We start from the raw sequence: 21,236 nt of genomic DNA on the forward strand, positions 1-21,236 counted from the left end.
GCCGGGGATTAGTTCCCCGGGCCTGGCTTTTCCAATGCACGGTTATTCCCGCAGCACACCGAAACGAAAAAAGCCCCGGTGATCTGCACCGGGGCTTTCTCAGGATATCAATTTACCCTTGTTTGAACCTTTTCCGACCCGTTTTGCGGCCTATTCGGCAGCGGCCGGCTGCACTTCCGTGGCCGATGGCCGCTCCCACTTGAGGACCGGCTTTCTTGCGGCCTGCGTCTCGTCCAGCCTGCGGCGCGGCGCAAGGTAGGGCGCGCCGGAAAACCGCTCCGTTTCGCCCTTTTTCGCGCTCATGACGAGATCGCGGAGCGTGGCCACGAACAGGTCGAGCGAGGCCCGGCTTTCCGACTCCGTCGGCTCGATCAGCATCGCGCCATGGACCACCAGCGGGAAATACATGGTCATCGGGTGGTATCCCTCGTCGATCATCGCCTTGGCGAAGTCGAGCGTGGAAACGCCCGTGTCCTTCAGGAAGCTGTCGTCGAAAAGGACTTCATGCATGCACCAGCGCGACCCGAAGGGAAGGCTCATGAGGTCTTCCAGGCCAACGCGAACATAGTTCGCATTCAACACGGCATCTTCGGAAGCCTGCTTCAATCCGTCCGAACCGTGGCTCTTCATATAGGCAAGCGCGCGCACGAACATGCCCATCTGGCCGTGAAATGCCGTCATCCGGCCGAAAGGCTTTTCGCCTTCCGCAACGCCTTCAGCAGTTTCCACCAGCTCTGCGCCATCCTTGCCCTTTCGCAGGAAAGGCAGCGGAGCGTAAGGCGCAAGCCGGTCCGACAGGACCACCGGGCCCGAACCCGGGCCGCCGCCGCCCTGCGGCGGCGGGGAAGGCTTGTGCCGGGTGGTTGGGCGTGGCGGCGCCGCGGGGGCGGCCGGGTTGCGCTTTTCGGGCGATGGGGGGAAGTTCGCGCCATCGCAGTAAAAGTATGCATCCGCTGCGTGAATCGCCTCGGCGATCTCGATGATGTCACGCTCGAAGATGCCGCAGGTGTTCGGGTTCGTCAGCATGATGCCGGCGACATTGCCCTGGTTCTCGGCGATCTTCGCCTTCACCTCTTCGGTGTCGACCGTACCGTCCTCGCGCGCCTTTACCGCCACGACCTTGTAGCCGAGAAGGGCCGCGGTCGCCGGGTTCGTGCCATGGGCGGATTCAGGCACCAGCACCACCTTGGGGTCGCGGCCGTTGGCGCGATGCGCGGCCTTGATCGCCATCATCCCGCAAAGCTCGCCATGGGCGCCTGCCTTGGGGCTGAGCGCCACCGCGCTCATGCCGGTCATGGTCATCAGCCAGTGGCTGAGTTCGCTCATGAGGTCGACAGCGCCGGCAACGGTGGAAAGCGGCTGCAGCGGATGGATATCGGCGAAGCCCGCCATCCGCGCGGCCTTTTCATTCAGGCGCGGATTATGCTTCATGGTGCAGGAGCCGAGCGGATAAAGCCCTGAATCGATTGCGTAATTTTTAGTCGAAAGGCGCACGTAGTGGCGCATCGCCTCAGGCTCGGTCAGTGCCGGCAGGTCGATCCGCTCTTGCCGCGCGTGGTCGCCAAGCTCGGTCTGGAAGTCTTCCGGTTCGTCAAGGTCGACACCGGTGATGTTCTGATGGCCGATCTCGAAGATCAGCGGCTCTTCCATCGCCAATCCCTTGTTGCCGGTAAAGGTCGTATGCGCCGCCTCGCCCGCGTCTCCAGCGGAGGTCGGACGGCCTTGCGTGTTCATGCTCATGCCAGCACCTCCTTGAGGGCTTTCGCGAATTCGGCGCGGTCCTCGTCCGTGTTGACCTCGGTGGAGGCGACGACGAGGAGGTTTTCGAGATCCTTGTTGCCCGGTTCCAGACGGGAGACCGGAACGCCGCCCAGAACGCCCTTGGCGACCAGCGCCTCAGTCACTTGCGCCGCAGGTTTGGGCAGTTTCACGGTAAATTCGTTGAAGAAGGCCTTGTTGATCACCTCCACACCCGGCAGGGCGGAAAGCGCCTTCTTCAGCTTCACCGCGTTGGCGTGGTTGATCCGGGCGAGCTGGCTCAGCCCCTTGCCGCCCAGAAGCGTCATGTGGATCGTGAAAGCCAGACAGCAAAGGCCGGAGTTGGTGCAGATGTTGGAAGTGGCCTTGTCGCGGCGGATATGCTGCTCGCGCGTCGAAAGCGTCAGCACGAAGCCGCGCTTTCCTTCCGCATCGACGGTTTCGCCGCAAAGCCGGCCCGGCATCTGGCGAATGTATTTCTGCTTCGTCGCGAAAAGCCCGACGTAGGGTCCGCCGAATGTCAGCGGATTGCCGATCGACTGGCCCTCGCCCACCACGATATCGGCCCCTTGCGCGCCTGGCGGCTCGATCAGGCCGAGCGAGACGACTTCGGTGAAGACGGCGATCAGGAGCGCGCCGTGCTCATGCGCCTTTTCGGCGATGGGTTTCAGGTCGATCAACTGACCGTAGAAGGACGGCGACTGAACGACGACGCAGGAGGTCTCCTTGTCGATCTGCGCAAGAATGTCTTCAGTGCCGTTCGGGTCGGCGGGAAGGCTCACCACTTCGTCGCTCGCCATGTCGGACAGGCCTTCGACAACCGCGCGGTATTGCGGATGGAGACCGCCGGAAAGCACGGCCTTCTTGCGCCGTGTCACGCGGTGCGCCATCAAAACGGCTTCCGCCGTTCCCGTCGACCCGTCGTACATCGAGGCATTGGCCACATCCATGCCGGTGAGTTCGGCGACCTGGGTCTGGAACTCAAAAAGATACTGCAGCGTGCCTTGCGTGATTTCCGGCTGATACGGCGTATAGGACGTCAGGAATTCCGAACGCTGGATCAGGTGATCGACGGTCGCCGGAACGTGATGCTTGTAGGCGCCGGCACCGACGAAGAACGGCACGGAGGATGCGGAAACGTTCCTGCCCGCAAGGCGGGAAAGGTCGCGCTCGACCGCCAATTCGCCCTGTCGGCGCGGCAGGTCCAGCAGACCTTCGACACGGGCCTTCTTCGGAATATCGGAAAATATTTCGTCGACCGATTTTACGCCGACGCGCTCGCGCATGGCCGCACGATCGTTATCTGAAAGCGGAAGATACCGCATTACGGGCTCCCTGTCGGAGTTCTGGCGAGCCGAGGCGCCACTTCGGCGACCTCGATCTCGCTCGTCACTGAATTGGCGATGAAGCAGGCTTCATGCGCCTTGTGATGCAATTCCTTAAGCCGGTCCGCGCCGGGCAGTTCGGCGCCCGCGAACGTAACCTGTGGCCTGAGCGTCACCTTGGTGACCGCAAGCTTGCCGCGGGCGACCCGCTCCATCGTTCCTTCGGCCTTGTCTTCGTAAGCTTCGACGATCAACCCGTCGCGCCGCGCGAAGTCGAGAAACCAAAGCATGTGGCAGCTTGAGATCGCCGCCACGAAGGCCTCTTCCGGGTCCACCGCCGCCTTGACGGAGGCCGGAAGCGGCACAACGCTCGGGCTCGCCGATGCCGGCACCTCGATACCGCCGTCAAAGCTCCAGGCATGGCCGCGCGAATAGCTGTTCTCCGCGAAATCGCCCTGCCTTCGCCAAGTCACGGTCGCGCTGTAGAGGTGCCCCGCCATCGCATCAAAGGCCGTCGACGTAGGCCTTGTAGGCAGCCTCGTCCATCAGCTCTTCAAGCTGCGAGGCGTTCGAAAGCTTGATCTTGATGAACCACGCTGCGCCTTGCGGATCTTCGTTCACCTTGGCCGGTTCGTCGACGAGTGCCGCGTTTGCCTCGACGACCTCTCCGTCCACCGGAGCGTAGACCTCGGATGCCGCCTTCACCGACTCCACGACCGCCGCTTCGTCGCCCTTGGAAAGGTTTTTGCCGGCTTCCGGCAGTTCCACGAAGACCACATCGCCAAGCTGGCTTTGCGCGTAGTCGGTAATGCCGACCGTCGCCACGTCCCCGTCGACGCTGATCCACTCATGGTCTTCGCTGTAATAGGTGCTCATTGTCATTCCCCTCGATTGTAAGGCGCATGCCGGCGATCGCCAGTGCGCGGTGTTTGAAACTGAAAATCAGGATTTCGGCTTGCGGTAGTAGCGCTGCTCGACAAAGGGCATGTCGACCACCTTTGCCGGCAGTTCGCGCCCGCGAACGACAAGCACGAGATCGGTGCCGACCTTTGCGAATTCCGGCGCCACATAGCCCATGGCAATCGGTGCGCCGACTGTCGGCGCGAATCCGCCGGAGGTGACGGTGCCCACGGTTTCGCCCTTCGCGTTGCGGATTTCGGCCCCTTCACGGGCCGGCGCGCGGCCCTCGAGCTTCATCCCGACGCGGATGCGCTTCGTCCCGCCCGAAAGCTCGGAAAGGATGCGGTTCGCGCCCGGGAAATCGCCCGCTTCGCGGCGGCGCTTCTGCAGGACGAAGGTGATCGCCCCTTCGACCGGCGATGTGGTCTCGTCAAGATCGTGGCCATAAAGGCAAAGGCCCGATTCGAGCCTGAGGGAATCGCGCGCGCCGAGCCCGATCGGCTTGACGCGATCGTCGGCAAGAAGCGCGCGGGCGATCGCCTCGGCCGCACCCGCCTTCACCGAAATCTCGTAGCCATCCTCGCCGGTGTAACCGGAGCGCGAGACGTGGCAGTCAATACCGTCGAATTCCAGGGAAGACGCGCCCATGAAGGCAAGATCGGCCGCCTTGGGCGCATGTGCCGCCATGACTTCGGCGGCCTTCGGCCCCTGAAGCGCGATCAGTGCCCGGTCCTCGATCACTTCAAGGCGCACGTTGTCGGGCAGGTTTCTGGCGATAACCTCATAGTCCACATCCTTTCGCGCGGCGTTGACGACCAGGAAAAGACGGCCGTCATCGTCCGCCGAGACCGAACGCGAGACCATCAGGTCGTCGATTATACCGCCCTCCTCGTTGAGGAGGACCGTATAGCGCTGACGCCCGTTCTTGAGGCCCTGAATTTCCGAAGGCACCAGTTTTTCCAGTGCCTTGGCCGTCGTCTCATGATCGGGTCCGACGAGGAAAGCCTGCCCCATGTGCGAGACGTCGAAGAGGCCCGCGGATTCGCGCGTGTGGGTGTGTTCGGCGATAATGCCGCTTGGGTACTGCACCGGCATGGAATAGCCGGCGAAGGGCACCATGCGCGCGCCGAGTTCCTTGTGCAGGTCGGCAAGCGGCGTTTCGAGGAGATTGTCGTTATCGGAGGTTGCCATACGTCAGGTGTCCAGGTTCGAGGCGCGCCACGGAACGGGCCGTCAAGCCCTTCCGTGCCCCCTCTGTCCCGGCAACCTGAGAGATTTCCCGCCTTAAGGGATCAAATCCCAGCGGTTACTCCTTCGGCGAGCCGCCGGATGCTACTTCCCTGACGGCTTCTTTCCAGAGCGTTGCTCGTCCTGCGGTCCTTTTGCCTGAGAGTTTCCGGGGCGGTTGCTCCTTCGGCGCCGGTTGGGACCGGCCTCTCCCGCGGGACGTTTCGGAAGAACATTCCTTTCCTCCGTTCAAGCAGCGCACAACGGGAACGCTGCTTTGGCGCGCATATTCGGCTTAGAGCGCGTCCGAGTCAATCAGCTCCGGCACGCAAGAAACATCAGCGGCGGCCGCGGCGGCCTTCTTCCTCAAGGGAAACCAGAATTTTCGGCCGGGCATCCGGCGAGAGCGTAATGCTGCTCTCGACCAGGGTCCACACTTCGGACGGCGAGCCGGCACCAAGCGTCACAGGCACCATCATGATGTCGGTTTCGTCCTTGTCGTCTTCCGAGTCGGTATCACGCAAGGTGACCTTCAGCGGCAGCAGGATTTCGCCGCCTTCCCACGCCGGCCCCGGCGTCACGCGCCCGGACACGCCGATTTTCACCTGCGTTTCGCCGCCGACCCTCTTGCAGCCGGTGGCCCATTTTTCGATCGTGGCCTGATATTCGAGCGCCCTTGCGTCATCCTCCTTGCCGCGCTGAAACTTCATCAGAAGATATCTGTTGCGCTCCACGCTGATCGGCGGACACCAAGGCGGCGCGACGAAGGCGCTCGCATCGACATCCACGACGCTGTCGTTGGACCCGCCGCCGCTTACGATCTTCGATCCGATGTCGCCAACGCTTTCGCAAGCGGCAAGCCCAAGGCCCGTCATGGCGAGAAGGACAGTCATTCGGAAGGAGGAACCGGCGATTTTGCACTTCATGGGCGGATTGAACCACGCTTTTCGTTGAACTCGACGGGTCCCGTCTATATCAGGACAAACCGGCCTTGGCGAGCGCGGAGCCGCAACGTTCGCCCTCTTGCCCTTGACAGCCGAGGGCACGTTACTTCTATTGCCGGCTGAGCTCATGATTTCCGTTCAGCGCCATCCCTAGGGATGCGAACCGAGGCACGTGATGACGTCAGCCGGACCCGGCGCCAAAGCATCGGCTTCCCCCGCCCAAAAGCCGAAGCTTGAGATCAAGCTATGCGCGCCGCGCGGCTTCTGCGCCGGTGTCGACCGCGCGATCCAAATCGTCGAGCTTGCGCTGAAGCGTTTCGGCGCGCCGGTCTATGTGCGCCACGAGATCGTCCACAACAAATACGTAGTGGAGGATCTGAAGGCCAAAGGCGCGGTTTTCGTTGAAGAACTCGACGAGATTCCGGACGCGGAGCGCGAGCGGCCGGTGATCTTCTCGGCCCATGGGGTGCCGAAGTCCGTCCCGGCTGAAGCTGCCTCGCGCAACATGTTCTACCTGGATGCCACTTGCCCGCTCGTTTCCAAGGTTCACAAGGAAGCCGAGCTTCACCACAGGCGCGGGCGGGAAATCGTGCTGATCGGCCATGCCGGCCATCCGGAAGTGATCGGCACCATGGGCCAGCTCCCGCAAGGCTCCGTCAGCCTTGTCGAAACGGTCGAGGATGCCGCCGCCTTCGCGCCCAGCGGCCATGGCCCGCTTGCCTGGATCACGCAGACCACGCTTTCGGTCGACGACACGAAGGCGATCGTGGAAAAGCTGAACGAACGCTTCCCGGAAATCATTCCGCCGCACAAGGACGACATCTGCTACGCCACCACCAACCGCCAGGAGGCCGTAAAGGCGGTGGCGCCGGATGTGGAGGCCATGATCGTCGTCGGCGCGCCGAATTCATCCAACTCGCAGCGCCTGCGCGAAGTGGCGGAACGCGCCGGATGCGCACGCGCCGTCCTTGTGCAGCGCGCAAGCGACATTCCCTGGGCTTCGCTCGGCGAACCGGAAAGCCTTGGAATTACGGCCGGCGCCTCCGCTCCGGAAATCCTGGTGGAGGAGATCATCGACGCTTTCGCCGAGCGCTTCGACGTGCATGTGCAAACCGTGCGCACCGCCGATGAGGATATCGCCTTCAACCTGCCGCGCGCCTTGCGCGAGGCCGCGGCGGAGTAACGCCCGTGGCCGTTTACACCGACGTTAGCGACGAGGAGCTTGCCGCCTTCGTCGCCCGCTACGACATCGGCGGGCTTCTTGCCTTCAAGGGGATCGCCGAGGGCGTTGAAAATTCGAACTTCCTCGTTCACACCGAAGCCGGATATTTCATCCTCACGCTCTATGAAAAGCGCGTCGATCCGGCCGACCTGCCGTTTTTCCTGAACCTCATGCGCCATCTCGCCGGCAAGGGCATTTCCTGCCCCACGCCGCTTGTCGCGCGAAACGGCGAGATGCTGGGCGAGCTTGCCGGGCGTCCGGCGGCGATGGTGACATTTCTCGACGGCATGTGGATCAGGCGCCCCCGTACCGTTCATTGCGCGGGTCTTGGCGAGGGGCTTGCGAAGTTCCACCTTGCGGGCGCAGATTTCGCGATGACGCGCGCAAACAGCCTCTCGGTGGGTGACTGGCGGGGCCTGCTCGACCTGTCACTCGAAAGGGCCGATGAAGTGGCGCCCGGCCTTGGCGGCGAACTTTCGCACGAGCTTGCGCATCTGGAAGCCGTCTGGCCTTCCGACCTTCCTTCGGGCGTGATCCACGCGGACCTTTTTCCAGACAACGTTTTTTTCCTCGGCGACACGCTTTCAGGCTTCATCGACTTCTACTTCGCCTGCACGGACGCTTTCGCCTACGACGTGGCGATCTGCCTGAACGCCTGGTGTTTCGAGGCGGATCTTTCCTTCAATGTCACCAAGGCGCGGGCGATGCTGAACGGCTACCGTTCAGTCCGCGATTTCACGCCCGAGGAATTTGCCATATTGCCCACGCTCGCGCGCGGCGCGGCCTTGCGGTTCCTGCTGACAAGGCTGCACGACTGGCTGAACGTTCCCGAAGGCGCGCTCGTTACGCCCAAGGACCCGACGGAATACCTCAAGAAACTGCGCTTCCACCGCGACGCGCGATCGGTAAGTGCTTATGGCCTCGACGAATAACGACAATAGCAGCGTCACCATTTTCACCGACGGCGCGTGCTCGGGAAACCCCGGTCCCGGAGGCTGGGGCGTACTCTTGCGCTATGGCGAGCACGAGAAGGAGCTTTGCGGCGGCGAGGCGGAAACCACCAACAACCGGATGGAGCTGACCGCCGCCATTCAGGCCCTGGACGCGCTGAAACGCCCCTGCACGGTCGAGCTTTATACGGACAGCAACTATGTCCGTAACGGCATCACCCAGTGGCTGCACAACTGGAAGCGCAACAACTGGCGCACCGCCGACAAGAAACCGGTCAAGAACGCCGACCTTTGGACCGCGCTCGACGAAGCCCGCAACCGCCACGACGTCAACTGGCACTGGGTCAAGGGACATGCGGGGCATCCGGAAAACGAGCGCGCCGACGAACTTGCCCGGCGGGGCATGAAACCCTTCCAGAAAAAGGAAACCGCCGGGGACGGGGCATGAAACCCTCAGGCCCCGGCCGGCTTCACGCGGCAACGGGCCCTGGCGCAGGGGCTAACACTGTGCCCGGGGCCGTCGAACCCGGCCAGGCAAGGCGGATCCTGATCATCGCGAACCCCACCGCTGGCGGTTTCAACGCCAGGACGCTAGAGGAGATCGCCGAGAAATTACGCACCGGCGGGCATCATGTGCACATCCAGCTCACCCGACGCGCGGGCGAGATCGGCGCAACATGCGCGGGCCCGACGCTGAAAGCGGACGTTGTGGTGATCGCGGGCGGCGACGGGTCGATCAACGAGGCGATCACCGGCTTCGGCGAACGTGCCGACCCTCCGGCCCTTGCCGTTGTCCCCTTCGGCACGGCGAATGTGCTTGCCCAGGAACTGAAACTGCCGTTCAAGCCTGCAAGAATCGCCGAAATGATCCTTGCCGACCGCAGAAAGCCGCTTCACTACGGCCTTGCGAACGGCCATCCTTTCGTCCTCATGGCTTCCGCCGGCGTCGATGCGCAAGTCGTACATGCGATCCCGCTCGACCTGAAGCGCCGCTTCGGCAAGCTTGCCTACGTGCTGACAGCGCTGAAGATCGCCTTTTCCGGCCGCAAGGGCTCCGACATCGAGGTGCTGACGCAAGGCGAGACGATCCGCTGCCGGCTTGCCGTCATCACCAACGGGAAATGCTACGGCGGCCCTTTCGTCATCTGTCCCGAAGCCGCCGTGACCGAGCCCGGCCTTCATCTGGTTGCGTTGCGGCGCGACGATATCGCGGCAAGCCTTTGGGCGGGAATAGCTCTTGCTCTCGGCCGGATACACAAGGCCAGGAACGTGATAACACGCCCTGTCAGCCATGCCGAAATCCGCAGTTCGGCGCCGGTCGCCGCTCAAATCGACGGCGACCCCTTCGGTATGACGCCGCTTGTCGTCGAAGCGGTGCAAAACACCGTGCCGATTATTGTTCCACGCCCGTAATCGTCATTTGGATTCAGACAATTGCCTGTCAAACTCGTTCAACTTCGGCGATCTGCCTGAAAGCTGCCTCGGCGGCTTCCAATGCGCCTTCCAGATATCCGCCGTGCTCCCGTGCGGCTTCTGACGACGCGATCATTAGTTCCCCGCCCCAAATCTTCCGCAACGGTTCCGGCAATCCGTACGAAGGATGCTCGAAAAGCGGTTGGCGGTCGGCCTGCGTCGCCGTCAAGGGATCGTAAGCCCAATCCTTCAGCATTATCCCGATCGGCTGTCCGGCAGCCGGCCCGAACATGCGCTCCAATTGAACTCGCGAAGCCTCCTTGATTTCCTCCGCCGGCAGATTGCGCATGGCGGCAGGAATGCCGAGGAAACCGAAAAGCGCATGCGGCCCTCCTTCCGGAGGCGACGCGTCGTGTATTTCAACGAGCGGCCCGCGCCGGCTTATCCCGTCTCCCGATAGCCCTGCTTCCTTCCAGAATGGCCGGTCGTAAAGCGCGACGAGTTTCGCGTGTCCAGCCATCCAGGTCGGAATGGCGTCCATCGCCGCTAAAACACCCGGATCGAGCGCCGGTTCGAAAGAAATGACCTGCGGAATCAGGCGCGGCGGAATGCAAAGGACGATCCGCGAGCATTCAACCGTATCTACCCTTCCCTCGCCACGGTCGAGCTTTACGATCAGTTTCGAGGTGCCACGCACCACATCCGAAAGGCGCGTCTTCAACGCCAATCTGTCTTCCGGCAATCCGCCGGCAATCTTTTCGATCAGCCGGCCGATACCGCCATCCAGCCTGAGGGACCCTTGCATGGTGGAGAAGTCAAGGTCGCGGCGCACCGAGCCGTCAGCCTCTTCGAGCACAAGCAAACCCGCCGAATGCTGCTCGAAAACGCGCAGGCCAAGCTGACCGGTCAGACCCAATATCCTGGGCTGATGCGGCCAGAACCATGTGGGGCCCAAATCATACCCCTTGCCCTGCGCAAGACCATCGGGCGCGTGCGTCAATATTCTCCCGCCGAACCGGTCCCGCGCCTCGACAAGAAGGTATGAATGGCCGGCGGCATCCAGAAGGCGGGCGAGAAACAGCCCGCTCAGGCCCCCGCCCGCGACAAGCGTCTCGATTTTCATGGATCTATATCCTGAGCGAAAAACAGATGGCGCGAGGCCTTACGCCGGCTTTTCCACGGAAGATCAAGCGCTTTCCAGCGTTGCTTCGGCCTGCAGAAGCTTCGTCGCCTCTTCGGGCATCATCGGCTGGCCGAACAGGAACCCTTGCGCGTATTCGCATCCGAGCTGGAAAAGTTCCAGAGCGTCGGACTCGCTTTCGGCCCCTTCGGCAATCACCTGCATTCCCAGGTCATGTCCCAGCGCCACGATGGAACGCAGGATGACCGGCCTTGCGCTGCGTCCGTTCGGCCGGACGAACGACTGATCCACCTTGATCGTATCGAACCGGAAACGCTGCAGATAACTGAGGCTTGAATAGCCGGTCCCGAAATCGTCGAGCGCCAGCCCCGCACCCAGTTCGCGCAGCCTTTCCAGGACCTTCGCGGAATATTCGGGATTGCTCATCACGACGGATTCGGTGAGCTCCAGCTTGAGCGTGCCCGGCATCAGCTGCGCGCGCGACAGCACGGCCTTGACGTCGTTGATCAGGTCCTGGCGCAGCAGTTGGCGCGAGGAAATATTGACGGATACGAAGAGCGGCGCCGGCATGCGGTACTTGCGCTGCCATTCGGCAAGCTGGCGTGCCCCGCGCTCCAGCACGAAAAGACCGAGATCGTTGATCAGTCCGCTCTGCTCGGCCACCGGAATGAATTCCGACGGAGAGATCGCCCCGCGCGTCGGATGATTCCAGCGCGCCAGAACCTCGAAGCCCGCGATACTACGGTCTTCCAGCCGGATGATGGGCTGATAGGAGACGGTGATGCCATCGGTCTCAAGGGCTTTCTTGAGGTCTGTCTCGAGTTCCGAGACGCCGACGCTTGCGGACCGCAATGTGGGACGGAAAATCTCCACACGGTCGCCTCCAAGCCGCTTGGCATGGTTCATGGCGATTTCGGCATCGCTCACGAGATCGTCCGGCTTTGCCTGGCCCTCCTCGTAGATGGCGACACCAACGGAAACGGTCAGGAACACTTCGCGATCTCCGAAGCTTACCGGAGAACGCAGGGCCTTGCGTACGTTGTCGGCGAAGGTGGCGATCCGATCCGCCGCCTGCTCCGACAGAAGCAGGATCGCAAAGGTATCGCCGCCAAGGCGGGCGACACTGTCCTGCGGCTTCAACTGCCGCCCGATCCTGCGGGCGACGGTAAGCAGGATGCTGTCTCCCGCGGACAGGCCGATAGATTCATTGACCTGCCTGAAACGGTCGAGATCGACGATGATGATCGATGGCCGGCCCGCGCCTTCCGCGCGCGCTCTCGAGATCGCCGCATCCACACGGTCCATGTAAAGCTCGCGGTTCGGCAGGCCCGTCAGATTGTCATGCACCGCGTCATGCAGAAGCCGTTCCTCGGCCACCTTCTGATCCGTGATATCGAGCAGCGTGCCCACACAGCGGATGACCTCGCCGTCCGACCCGATGATCGGCCGTGCGCGCAGCTGGAACCAGCGGAAGTGCCCGTCGTCGGACCTGAGGCGGAACGACTGCGACACGCGCCCGCGGCGCTGGTCGACGACGGCATCGAGCGTTGCGCGAAACCGGTCCCTGTCTTGCGGATGCAGCACATCCAGCCAGTCTCGCGCCGGCCCCTCCAGAAGGCCGCGCTTGACGCCGAGAAGGTCTTCCACCTCGTGGCCGGTGGAAATGCGGTCGCGGTCGACATCCCAGTCCCAGATGATATCGCCGGCGCCCGTAAGCGCCAGCGCCCGGCGTTCCACGTCCGATATCAGGCCCTGCGCGATCGCGCCGCCGGCGAATGCGTGCTGCATGACCGTAAAGCCAATCAGCAGGACGATAAGGACGAGGCCGCCCGCAAGCGCGGGCTGCACGATATCGTTCGTGAGCGACCCGTTCACCGTCATGCCGGCACCGACCATCCAGCAAAGCAGGAGAACCCAGGTCGGGACCAGCATGATCGCGCGCTCGTAGCCCTGCAGCGCAAGAACGGCGATCACGATGAAACCGAAAAGACCGATGACACCGAGCGAAATTCGGGAGATGCCGGCGGCGACCGACGGATCCCAGACCGCGACGCCAAGAAGGCCGAGCACCATGATGAGGGTGCTCAGCGCAAGATGGCTGTAGCGGATGTGCCAGCGGTTGAGATTGAGATAGGCGTAGAGGAAGACGATCAGGCTCGCGGTCAGCGCGACTTCCGCGGAGGCGCGATAGAGCTGGTCTTCGCCCGGCACGAGGCGCAGAACGCGCGTCAAGAAGCCGAAATCGATACAGAGATAGGCAAGCACCGACCAGGCAAGCATGGCCGTCGCCGGGAACATGACCGTTCCCTTGACCACGAAAAGGATGGTCAGGAACAGCGCCAGCAACCCGGATATGCCAAGCACGATGCCCCGGTAGAGCGTATAGGCGTTGATCGTTTCCTTGTAGATATCCGGCTGCCAGAGCCTGACCTGCGACAATTCCGGCGTGCGCAGTTCCGCAACGTAGGTCACGACCGCGCCGGGATCGAGTGTGATCAGGAAGACATCCGCTTCCCGGCTTGCCTGCCTTTCAGGCGCGATCCCCTGGCTCGGCGTGATGGAGGCTATCCGCGACGCGCCGAGATCCGGCCATATGAACCGTGATCCCACCATTCGGAAAAAGGGGGAAACGATCAAACGGTCGATCTGCTCGTCGCTCGGATTGGAGAGCGCGAAAACCGCCCAGCTCGTATTCTCGTCATTGCGTGAATTCACTTCGATCCGGCGCACGATCCCATCCGCACCCGGCGCCGTGGAAACCTGAAGGCCGGGTCCGAAATCCGGGTAGCGGTCAACGACGTCGGTGAGGTCGATCGCCTCCGCTTCGAGCGGAACGGGAATGGCTTCGAGAGCCCGGACCGGAAGCGTCGCCGCCAAGGCGAGCAGAAAGGCGATCAGAACGGATGCGAGCGCACGCAAGACGGATTCCAAACGAGAGAACAGGCTGCTGCGCAGAAGTATCGGCTTGTCCGCCATGTCACAAGGTTTCTTTTTCGGGAAGCCCCGTGTCAGGTTCGAACAGCGACCGCGCTCCGGCCATGACGATTTGCGGTTCCGGATCATCCGCGAGCCGGGCGTAGAGAATATGATCCTCCCACTGCCCGTCGATGCAAAGATACCGGCGGGCGTAGCCCTCGCGCCTGAATCCGACTTTTTCAAGGAGAGTTATGGACGCCGCATTTCGCGGCAGGCAGGCCGCTTCCACCCGATGGAGACGCAGGCGCACGAAAGCGAAAGGCAGGATGAGGCGTACCGCCTCGCTCATGTAGCCCTTGCCGGCGTAAGGCTCGCCCATCCAGTAGCCGAGGGTCGCGCATTGGGCGACCCCGCGCCTCAGGTTCGACAATGTCGCACCACCGAGCAATTCGCCGTCGCTGCGCCGGAACACGAAGAAAGGGTAGCTTCTGTCTTCCCGCATCTCTCGCGAGTATCGACGCAGACGCCGGCGGTAGGAGGCCTTGCTCAGATCGTCAGCCGGCCATTGCGGCTCCCACGGCTTCAGGAAGCCCCGGCTTTCCTCGCGCAAGCTGGACCACGCGGCAAAATCCTGCTGCGAGGGAGCGCGCAGCACAACATGCTCGCCCGTGAGGACGGTTTCCGTGGCGGGATAGCTTACCGAGCGAAAGAAAGCCATCGACGCTCTCCCGCTTCCCTCATGCGCTGGCTGCGCGCTTCATCGACACGCCAAGGCGATCGGACAGCGTTTCGAGATAGGGGATCTTGTCCAGCGGACCGACGGCGGAAAGCGTCGGCGCGTCACCCGTAAAGGTCTCGTCGGCGACGCGGCAAATCTGGTCGAGGCTTACGGCATCGATCTTCGCATTGATCTCGTCAAGCGTCATCACCCGCCCGTGGATCATCATCTGCCGTGCGATCTGCGCCGCCCGGGCGGCGGGGCTTTCAAGCGACATCATCAGGCCCGCGCGTATCTGCGCCTTGGACCTGTCGAGTTCCTCGGCCGTAATGTCGGACTTCGCCCTGTAAAGCTGGTCGATCAGCACGGGCACGAGTTCCTCGATATCTTCTTCCCCGGTCGCCGCGTGAATGGCGAAAAGTCCCGTATCGCGGAAGGCCCAGTGGAATGCGTAGACGGCGTAGCACAGACCGCGTTCTTCCCGGATTTCCTGGAACAGGCGCGATGACATGCCGCCGCCCATTATGGAGGCGAGCACCTGGGCCGCATAGTAATCATCCGCGCGGTAGGGCCGCCCTTCGAAGCCGAGAAGCAACTGAATCTCCATGAGATCGCGCTGCACGCGGCTCGACCCGCCCGTGTAGCTCGCCGACGCGTCCGCCGCGACGGACTGGGAGGACAAGTCGCCGAACTTCTCTTCCGCGATCGCCACGATTTCCCGATGGTCGACCTTGCCGGCAGCCGCAAGGAACATCTGCGGCCCGCGATACCGCTCCGACAGGTAGGAGCGCAGATCCGCGGGCGAAAAGCCCATCACCGTTTCCTTGGTGCCCAGTATTGGACGGCCGATGGCCTGTTTGGACCATGCGGTTTCCTGGAAAAGGTCGAACGCCATGTCGTCCGGAGTATCATGCGCGGCGCCGATCTCCTGCAAGATAACGTGCTTTTCGCGCATCAACTCATCTTCGTCGAAGGTTGAGTTGAGAAGGATGTCGGAAAGGATATCGAGCGCGAGAGGCACATCCTCCGCCAGCACGCGGGCGTGATAGTTGGTGTGTTCGACGCTCGTCGCGGCGTTGAGTTCGCCACCGACCGCTTCGATTTCCTCCGCAATGCGGCGGGCGCTGCGCGTTTTCGTGCCCTTGAACGCCATATGCTCAAGGAGATGGGTGATCCCGTTCTGCGACAGGGTCTCCGACCGTGATCCGCCCTGCACCCATACGCCAAGCGCCGTAGTGGCAAGATGCGGCATGTTGTCGGTGACGACCGTCAGACCGTTCGCAAGCCTGGTGACCTCCACATCCATCGTCAAACTCCCTCCCTTACGGCGCGCGCATTCTTTTCAACATAAGCCTCGACGCTCGCCTGCTCGGCGGGCAGAAGCTCCATGCGTTCCTCATCGTTCATGATGTGGGCGAGTTCCGCCGGCAGCTCGGGACGTATTCCGCACGCCTTCTCCACCGCGTCGGGGAACTTTGCCGGATGCGCCGTGCCGAGCACCACCATCGGCACCTTGCCATCCGTCCTTTCCGCCGCCACCTTGACGCCTGTCGCCGTATGAGGATCGAGCAGATATCCGCTCTTCTCAAGCGTTTTCGCGATTGTCTGCGCCGTTTCATCCTCAAGACAGCGCCCGGCGTCGAATTCCGCCCGCATCGCCCGCATGGGACCATCGTCGATGGTGAAGCCTTGCGACTGACGCAAGCGTTCCATCAGGCGGCGCACCGCGGCGCCATCGCGCCCGTAAGCTTCGAAAAGCAGGCGTTCGAAATTGGAGGAAATCTGGATATCCATCGACGGCGAGCTCGTTGCCGTCACTCCACGCATCTCGTAGGCGGAACTTTCGAAAGTGCGCGTGAGGATGTCGTTGGTGTTGGTCGCGATTACCAGCCGGTCGATCGGCAATCCCATCCTCTTGGCCACGAAGCCCGCGAAAATATCTCCGAAATTGCCGCTCGGCACCGTGAAGGAAACCTTGCGATAAGGCGCGCCGAGCGCGGTGGCCGCGACGAAATAATAGACGACCTGAGCCACGATCCGCGCCCAGTTGATCGAATTGACGCCCGCAAGATGTACCCGGTCCCGGAATTCGAAGTGATTGAACATCTCCTTCAGGATCGACTGGCAATCGTCGAATGTTCCCGAAAGGGCCAGAGAATGGACGTTCTTGTCCCGCGGCGTCGTCATCTGCCGGCGCTGCACCGGCGAAACGCGGCCATCGGGGAAAAGCACGAAGACATCCGTGCGGTCCCGGCCGCGAAATGCCTCTATCGCCGCCCCGCCGGTATCCCCCGATGTTGCGGTAACGATCGTCGCGCGCTCGCCACGTTCCGTCAGGATATGGTCCATCAGCCGCCCGAGGAACTGCATCGCCACGTCCTTGAAGGCAAGCGTCGGTCCGTGGAAGAGTTCGAGCACAAAGCTGTTCGGCGCGATCTGCACAAGCGGCGTCACGGCCTCGTGACGAAAGCCGGCATAGGCCTCGCCGATTAATCTCCTCAGGATTTCGGGAGCGATCGCATCGCCGACGAACGGGGAGATCACCTCGAACGCGACATCCGCATAGGGCCGTCCGGCCATTTCAGAGATCTTCGCGTCGTCCAGCCGCGGCCAGGCTTCGGGTACATACAGGCCGCCGTCTCGGGCAAGGCCGGTCAAGAGCACATCTGCGAAATCGAGAACGAGCGCTTCGCCTCGGGTACTTACGTATTTCACCGGGCCGTATTCCTCCTGTGGCCGTGGCTTTCAGTCTTTTTCCGGCCATAATCATGATTGGTCGACGCAATCGCGCACCCTATCGCCCCCTGCGGGCTCCGGCAAGGTCGGGACGAGCCGAATATGCTGGCGAATGAGTCCGGAATTTACGGCTGCCGCAACCGGAAGCGATTGTTTTCAGGCGTGCCCCGCCTCGCTTGAGAGCATGCCGGCCTCAATGCCCATGAGGGCAAGCGCGCGCTGCCATTTCGTTTCGTTGTCCTGATCGAAGATGATCGACGGATCGGCAGGGCCGATGATCCAGCCGTTGGCCTGAATTTCCGTTTCGAGTTGTCCCGCCGCCCATCCCGCATATCCGAGCGCAAGCATGGCCTGATCGGGCCCGCGCCCTTCCGCGATAGCCTTGAGGATTTCCAGTGTCGCCGTCAGGCAGATGCCGTCGCTGATCGGCAGGGTCGAACTGTCGATGAAAAAATCGTCGGAATGCAGCACGAAGCCGCGCCCGCTTTCAACCGGGCCGCCACGATGGACCAGCATCTTGTCAGCCGGCGAAGGAAGCCGGATCGCCTCCCCGTCGTCTATGATCTCCAGCTGTGTCAGGAGATCGGCAAAGGTGATATTCGATGCGGACTGGTTGAGGACGATACCCATCGCCCCTTCTTCGGAGTGCGCGCAGACATAAACCACCGCATGGGCGAAGCGCCCATCTTCCATGCCGGGCATGGCGACGAGAAACCGGCCGTCCAGAAATTCCTCATCCAGGCTTTGGTTCATTAAATCGCCCGCTCCCAAGCAGTGATTCGATGCGATTCATCTGTTCATGAATTTAACACTTAGGGCATCAAAGTGTTAACGAAAAGGAGCCTAGTCAACCGATCACTCTTGACAGGCGATCCGATGGCCTCTGCCTCACAAAGTTCTGAATTCGCTGCGAGTGGGGTTGTTGCAGCGAGCCGGCTGGCGATCATGTAATATCTGGTGGTCATATTATTTCCTGACACAACGTCAGAACATCGTTGCAAAGGCGAAACCCGACCTATGAAAAATCTCCTGGCCGCACTCCTGGTCTCATTGGCGCTTGGCGCGCCGGTTCATGCCGCATCGACCGACTGGGTAGAGGTTATGGGCGGCAAGGTGCGGCTGATCGCAGGTGGCGCGCTCGAAGAACCCGGTCACTATGACGCAGGGCTTGAGTTCAGGATGGAGCCGGGCTGGCACATTTATTGGCGCTTTCCAGGTGAAGCCGGCGTGCCAACGCAGGCAGATTTCTCGGCGTCCACCAACCTTGGAGAGGCGCGCCTGCGGTTTCCGGCACCTGTACGATACGACGACGGCTATGCCACATCGATCGTCTATCGGGACCAGGTGATCCTGCCGATAGAAGTGATCGCAAGGGAAACGGCTGCCCCATTGGAACTGGCGGCCGGTCTCTTCTTTGGCATATGCAGGGAAATCTGTGTGCCGGCTCAAATGGACCTCAGTCTCAACCTTGCTTCCGACTGGGAAGTGGACTTCCCGATGCGCCTCGCGATCTCGCGGGCGACACTCTCGCTTCCCCGGCCACAAGGAAATTCCGCTCCGCGAGTTGTTTCGATCGAGAACGCCGGATCGGCGGAAAACGATAAGGCGGGCGTGTTGAAAATCCATGTCGAGGTAGATGAAACGGGCGGTGAGATCGACCTTTTCGCCGAAGGCGCGGAAGGATCCTTCATCGAAGTGCCAAGGCTACAAAGCCGCGATGGAAACAGGGCTACATTTGAGCTTTCGACCAACGGGCTTGTGAAGAAAGACGGCGTCGCCCCGCTCACCCTCGTCCTTCGCGACGGCGATCAGGCAGTGGAACACTCCACCGAGATCCGGTTTCCTGTCAGCAACTGATTTTTTCTTGCATATCGTGTTCAAGTGCAAGCAGCGGGAATTCCCCCTCGACGTCCCGCCCTTGCGGCACTATCACCATCCAAAGCCGGCACAAGCCGGAAAACAGTGGCAACGATGGAGGTATCGCTATGAGCATCAAGGCGGGAGACCGACTGCCGGACGCAAAGTTCAAGACCATGACGGCCGATGGACCCTCGGAGATTTCGACCGGTGAAATCTTCGACGGCAAAACGGTTGTGTTGTTCGCGGTTCCCGGTGCATTTACCCCCACCTGCCACCACAACCATCTACCGGGCTTTCTGGAAAACTTCGACCAGTTCGCGGCTAAGGGCGTCGATACGATCGCCGTTGTCGGGGTCAATGACGTATTCGTCATGAACGCCTGGGCGAAGGCAAGCGGCGGCGAAGGCAAGATCCTCTATCTCGCCGATGGAAGCGCCGATTTCACGAAAGCTGTGGGAATGGAGCTGGACGCCACCGCGGCGGGGCTCGGCATCCGCTCGAAGCGTTACGCCATGATCGTCAAGAACGGCATCGTCCAGACGCTGAAAGTGGAGGACGCGCCCGGAAGCGCCAGCGTTTCCGGCGCTGCTTCGATCCTGGAAGAACTTTGAAGGCCAGGCCTTGAGTTGAAAACAGCGCTATGGCCGGAGGGCCCGCTCCACGGCGGGCCTATCCCTTCCAGACCCTAGGGTCAGGACCTATTAAATTGACGGAAATGGCACCTGAAACGGCAAAGAGATGCTAGGAGAAGGGCGCGGGGCGGGTTGACTACCCGGCCAAGCGCTTCGACAAGGCAGGTCGAAGCCGTTTCGGTGTCTGTACAGATATGGCCGATTTGGCCGGCTACTTTGTCGAAAAGCCTTGAAAACCAGACGGTTTCCTGCGTTTTTGCTCCTCGTATCCAACCAAATTGGCTCATACCATTTTCCTCAATTTAATAGGTCCTGACCCTAGGTATCAGCGGTCTTCATTTGACGGAAACGGCTCCTGACAAAAGCGATATAAACTACCAGCAATACCGCGGCGAGGCCGAACCAGGTGCCGGCATATTGCAGGTGGTTGTTGCGGAAGGAAACGATCGTCTCTCCCCCGCGAGGCAGGGCGTCCGGTTCGGCACTGTCGGCAAAGAGATCGACAGCATAAGGCGCAATATCCGGATTTTCGACGCCGAGCGACCGCGCCATGCGTTCCGGCTCGCGAACGAACCAGACCTGCTTTTGAAGGTCGGGTTCGTAGGACAGAAAATTCGGGTGTTCGGGCCGCCTTAACAGCCCCTCGATCGTAACCGCTCCTTCCGGCGGGGCGGAAGACGCGGGCCGTTGTGCTGGCAGCCATCTGTCCTGCGGCACGAAACCGCGGTTCACCATTGCCACCCATCCCTTGTCCGTCAGGAACGGGTTGAAGACGAAATACCCCGGTCCGGAATAAGGCCCATTCGGCATTGACAGGGAGATGAAATAGTAGAGTTCGCCGGGCAGAAAGCGGCCGGTGAGCGTGACTGGCGTATAATCCCAACGGTTTTCGTCAAAGGAATGCCAATGGTCGGGCCCTGGTGCCGGAACCGGCTCCCGATCGCGGCGCGCTTTCACGCTTTCGATAAGGTTTTCCTTCCAGGCCAACCTTTGGACCTGCCAGCTACCGAGCGAAACGAGGATCGCAAACGCGATAGTCGCCGCGATGCTCGGCCACAGCACCTGCCGCCAGACCGGCCTCTTCGCCTGCCGGATCGTTTCAGTCGTCAATGCGCCCCTCCTGGGCACTGTGCCTGTATTGCTGGGCAATCATCAGACCCTTGAGCGGGCGCAGGAGCCCGATGGCCAGAATGACGGTCAGAGGAAGCCAGATGACCATATGCACCCATATCGGCGGCATCAGCGTGAATTCAACAGCAAGAGCTGCGCCGACGATCAGGAATCCGACGATCATGATGATGAACACCGCCGGGCCGTCGCCGGAGTCCGAAAAACGCATGTCGAGCCCGCAATTCGCGCAACGCTCGACCGGCGTGATGAAGCCTTTGAAGAGCTTTCCCTGCCCGCACCGAGGGCAGCGCCCTTTCCAGCCGGTTTTCAGTGGATTGAGCGGCGGGTAGAGAGCCCTGTCTTCCTGACGTTGCTCGGACATGG

General features: G+C 61.8%; 20 protein-coding genes and 1 riboswitch. Of the genes, 6 read left to right on the forward strand and 14 right to left on the reverse strand.

Annotated features, from left to right (window positions below):
* Positions 1-150 precede the first annotated feature (150 nt).
* The 6 genes from gcvPB to GR183_RS14365 form a co-directional block, all read right to left on the reverse strand.
* Positions 151-1,740: an aminomethyl-transferring glycine dehydrogenase subunit GcvPB gene (gene gcvPB, locus GR183_RS14340; RefSeq protein ID WP_160776351.1), complete on the reverse strand. Its 1,590-nt coding sequence runs from the start codon at positions 1,738-1,740 to the stop codon at positions 151-153.
* Positions 1,737-3,083 (reverse strand): aminomethyl-transferring glycine dehydrogenase subunit GcvPA, encoded by a 1,347-nt coding sequence (gene gcvPA, locus GR183_RS14345; RefSeq protein WP_160776352.1) that lies wholly within the window; start codon positions 3,081-3,083, stop codon positions 1,737-1,739. Before gcvPA ends, gcvPB begins: the two co-directional genes overlap by 4 nt.
* Positions 3,083-3,583 (reverse strand): OsmC family protein, encoded by a 501-nt coding sequence (locus GR183_RS14350; RefSeq protein WP_160776353.1) that lies wholly within the window; start codon positions 3,581-3,583, stop codon positions 3,083-3,085. Before GR183_RS14350 ends, gcvPA begins: the two co-directional genes overlap by 1 nt.
* Before the next feature lie 4 nt (positions 3,584-3,587).
* Positions 3,588-3,959: a glycine cleavage system protein GcvH gene (gene gcvH / locus GR183_RS14355; protein ID WP_160776354.1), complete on the reverse strand. Its 372-nt coding sequence runs from the start codon at positions 3,957-3,959 to the stop codon at positions 3,588-3,590.
* Positions 3,960-4,025: 66 nt separating this feature from the next.
* Positions 4,026-5,174, reverse strand: a complete 1,149-nt coding sequence (gcvT, locus tag GR183_RS14360; RefSeq protein ID WP_160776355.1) for a glycine cleavage system aminomethyltransferase GcvT — start codon at positions 5,172-5,174, stop codon at positions 4,026-4,028.
* 173 nt (positions 5,175-5,347) lie between these two features.
* Positions 5,348-5,435, reverse strand: a riboswitch (glycine riboswitch).
* Between the two features lie 113 nt (positions 5,436-5,548).
* Positions 5,549-6,103 carry a hypothetical protein gene (locus GR183_RS14365; RefSeq protein WP_160776356.1) on the reverse strand — a complete coding sequence of 185 codons (555 nt, stop codon included), beginning with the start codon at positions 6,101-6,103 and terminating at the stop codon, positions 5,549-5,551.
* A gap of 226 nt (positions 6,104-6,329) precedes the next feature.
* Here GR183_RS14365 and ispH point away from each other — a divergent pair, with 226 nt between their 5' ends.
* The 4 genes from ispH to GR183_RS14385 are packed head-to-tail and all read left to right on the forward strand — an operon-like array spanning position 6,330 to position 9,739.
* Complete coding sequence (gene ispH, locus GR183_RS14370; protein ID WP_160776357.1) at positions 6,330-7,337, forward strand: 4-hydroxy-3-methylbut-2-enyl diphosphate reductase; 1,008 nt, start codon at positions 6,330-6,332, stop codon at positions 7,335-7,337.
* Positions 7,338-7,342: 5 nt separating this feature from the next.
* On the forward strand, positions 7,343-8,308 hold the full coding sequence (locus GR183_RS14375; RefSeq protein ID WP_160776358.1) for a homoserine kinase: 966 nt from the start codon (positions 7,343-7,345) through the stop codon (positions 8,306-8,308).
* Positions 8,292-8,774, forward strand: a complete 483-nt coding sequence (gene rnhA, locus GR183_RS14380) for a ribonuclease HI (protein ID WP_160776359.1) — start codon at positions 8,292-8,294, stop codon at positions 8,772-8,774. Before GR183_RS14375 ends, rnhA begins: the two co-directional genes overlap by 17 nt.
* Positions 8,775-8,833: 59 nt before the next feature.
* On the forward strand, positions 8,834-9,739 hold the full coding sequence (locus GR183_RS14385) for a diacylglycerol/lipid kinase family protein (protein ID WP_208999863.1): 906 nt from the start codon (positions 8,834-8,836) through the stop codon (positions 9,737-9,739).
* 28 nt (positions 9,740-9,767) lie between these two features.
* On the opposite strand, the gene GR183_RS14390 is transcribed toward GR183_RS14385, so the two are convergent.
* The 6 genes from GR183_RS14390 to GR183_RS14415 all read right to left on the reverse strand — a co-directional run bounded on the left by GR183_RS14390 (position 9,768) and on the right by GR183_RS14415 (position 18,003).
* Positions 9,768-10,862, reverse strand: coding sequence for a flavin monoamine oxidase family protein (locus GR183_RS14390; RefSeq protein WP_160776361.1), 1,095 nt, complete (start codon positions 10,860-10,862; stop codon positions 9,768-9,770).
* 63 nt (positions 10,863-10,925) lie between these two features.
* Positions 10,926-13,856 carry an EAL domain-containing protein gene (locus GR183_RS14395; protein ID WP_160776362.1) on the reverse strand — a complete coding sequence of 977 codons (2,931 nt, stop codon included), beginning with the start codon at positions 13,854-13,856 and terminating at the stop codon, positions 10,926-10,928.
* Position 13,857: 1 nt separating this feature from the next.
* The gene (locus tag GR183_RS14400; protein ID WP_160776363.1) at positions 13,858-14,514 is read right to left on the reverse strand and encodes a GNAT family N-acetyltransferase; all 657 of its coding nucleotides are present in this window, start codon (positions 14,512-14,514) and stop codon (positions 13,858-13,860) included.
* A 19-nt stretch (positions 14,515-14,533) separates the two neighbouring features.
* Positions 14,534-15,820 carry a M16 family metallopeptidase gene (locus tag GR183_RS14405; RefSeq protein ID WP_160776364.1) on the reverse strand — a complete coding sequence of 429 codons (1,287 nt, stop codon included), beginning with the start codon at positions 15,818-15,820 and terminating at the stop codon, positions 14,534-14,536.
* Between the two features lie 2 nt (positions 15,821-15,822).
* Complete coding sequence (gene thrC / locus GR183_RS14410; RefSeq protein ID WP_160776365.1) at positions 15,823-17,229, reverse strand: threonine synthase; 1,407 nt, start codon at positions 17,227-17,229, stop codon at positions 15,823-15,825.
* 177 nt (positions 17,230-17,406) lie between these two features.
* Positions 17,407-18,003, reverse strand: a complete 597-nt coding sequence (locus GR183_RS14415; RefSeq protein ID WP_160776366.1) for a YqgE/AlgH family protein — start codon at positions 18,001-18,003, stop codon at positions 17,407-17,409.
* 264 nt (positions 18,004-18,267) lie between these two features.
* Here GR183_RS14415 and GR183_RS14420 point away from each other — a divergent pair, with 264 nt between their 5' ends.
* Positions 18,268-19,107, forward strand: a complete 840-nt coding sequence (locus GR183_RS14420; protein WP_160776367.1) for a protein-disulfide reductase DsbD domain-containing protein — start codon at positions 18,268-18,270, stop codon at positions 19,105-19,107.
* Positions 19,108-19,235: 128 nt separating this feature from the next.
* On the forward strand, positions 19,236-19,721 hold the full coding sequence (locus GR183_RS14425; protein WP_160776368.1) for a peroxiredoxin: 486 nt from the start codon (positions 19,236-19,238) through the stop codon (positions 19,719-19,721).
* 339 nt (positions 19,722-20,060) lie between these two features.
* On the opposite strand, the gene GR183_RS14430 is transcribed toward GR183_RS14425, so the two are convergent.
* Entirely contained in the window at positions 20,061-20,852 is a 792-nt protein-coding gene (locus tag GR183_RS14430; protein WP_202396113.1) for an SURF1 family protein, read from the reverse strand.
* The gene (locus tag GR183_RS14435; RefSeq protein ID WP_160776369.1) at positions 20,842-21,234 is read right to left on the reverse strand and encodes a DUF983 domain-containing protein; all 393 of its coding nucleotides are present in this window, start codon (positions 21,232-21,234) and stop codon (positions 20,842-20,844) included. Before GR183_RS14435 ends, GR183_RS14430 begins: the two co-directional genes overlap by 11 nt.
* Positions 21,235-21,236 lie beyond the last annotated feature (2 nt).

It is taken from the genome of Stappia sediminis, from assembly GCF_009826895.1.
Lineage (GTDB): Bacteria > Pseudomonadota > Alphaproteobacteria > Rhizobiales > Stappiaceae > Hongsoonwoonella > Hongsoonwoonella sediminis.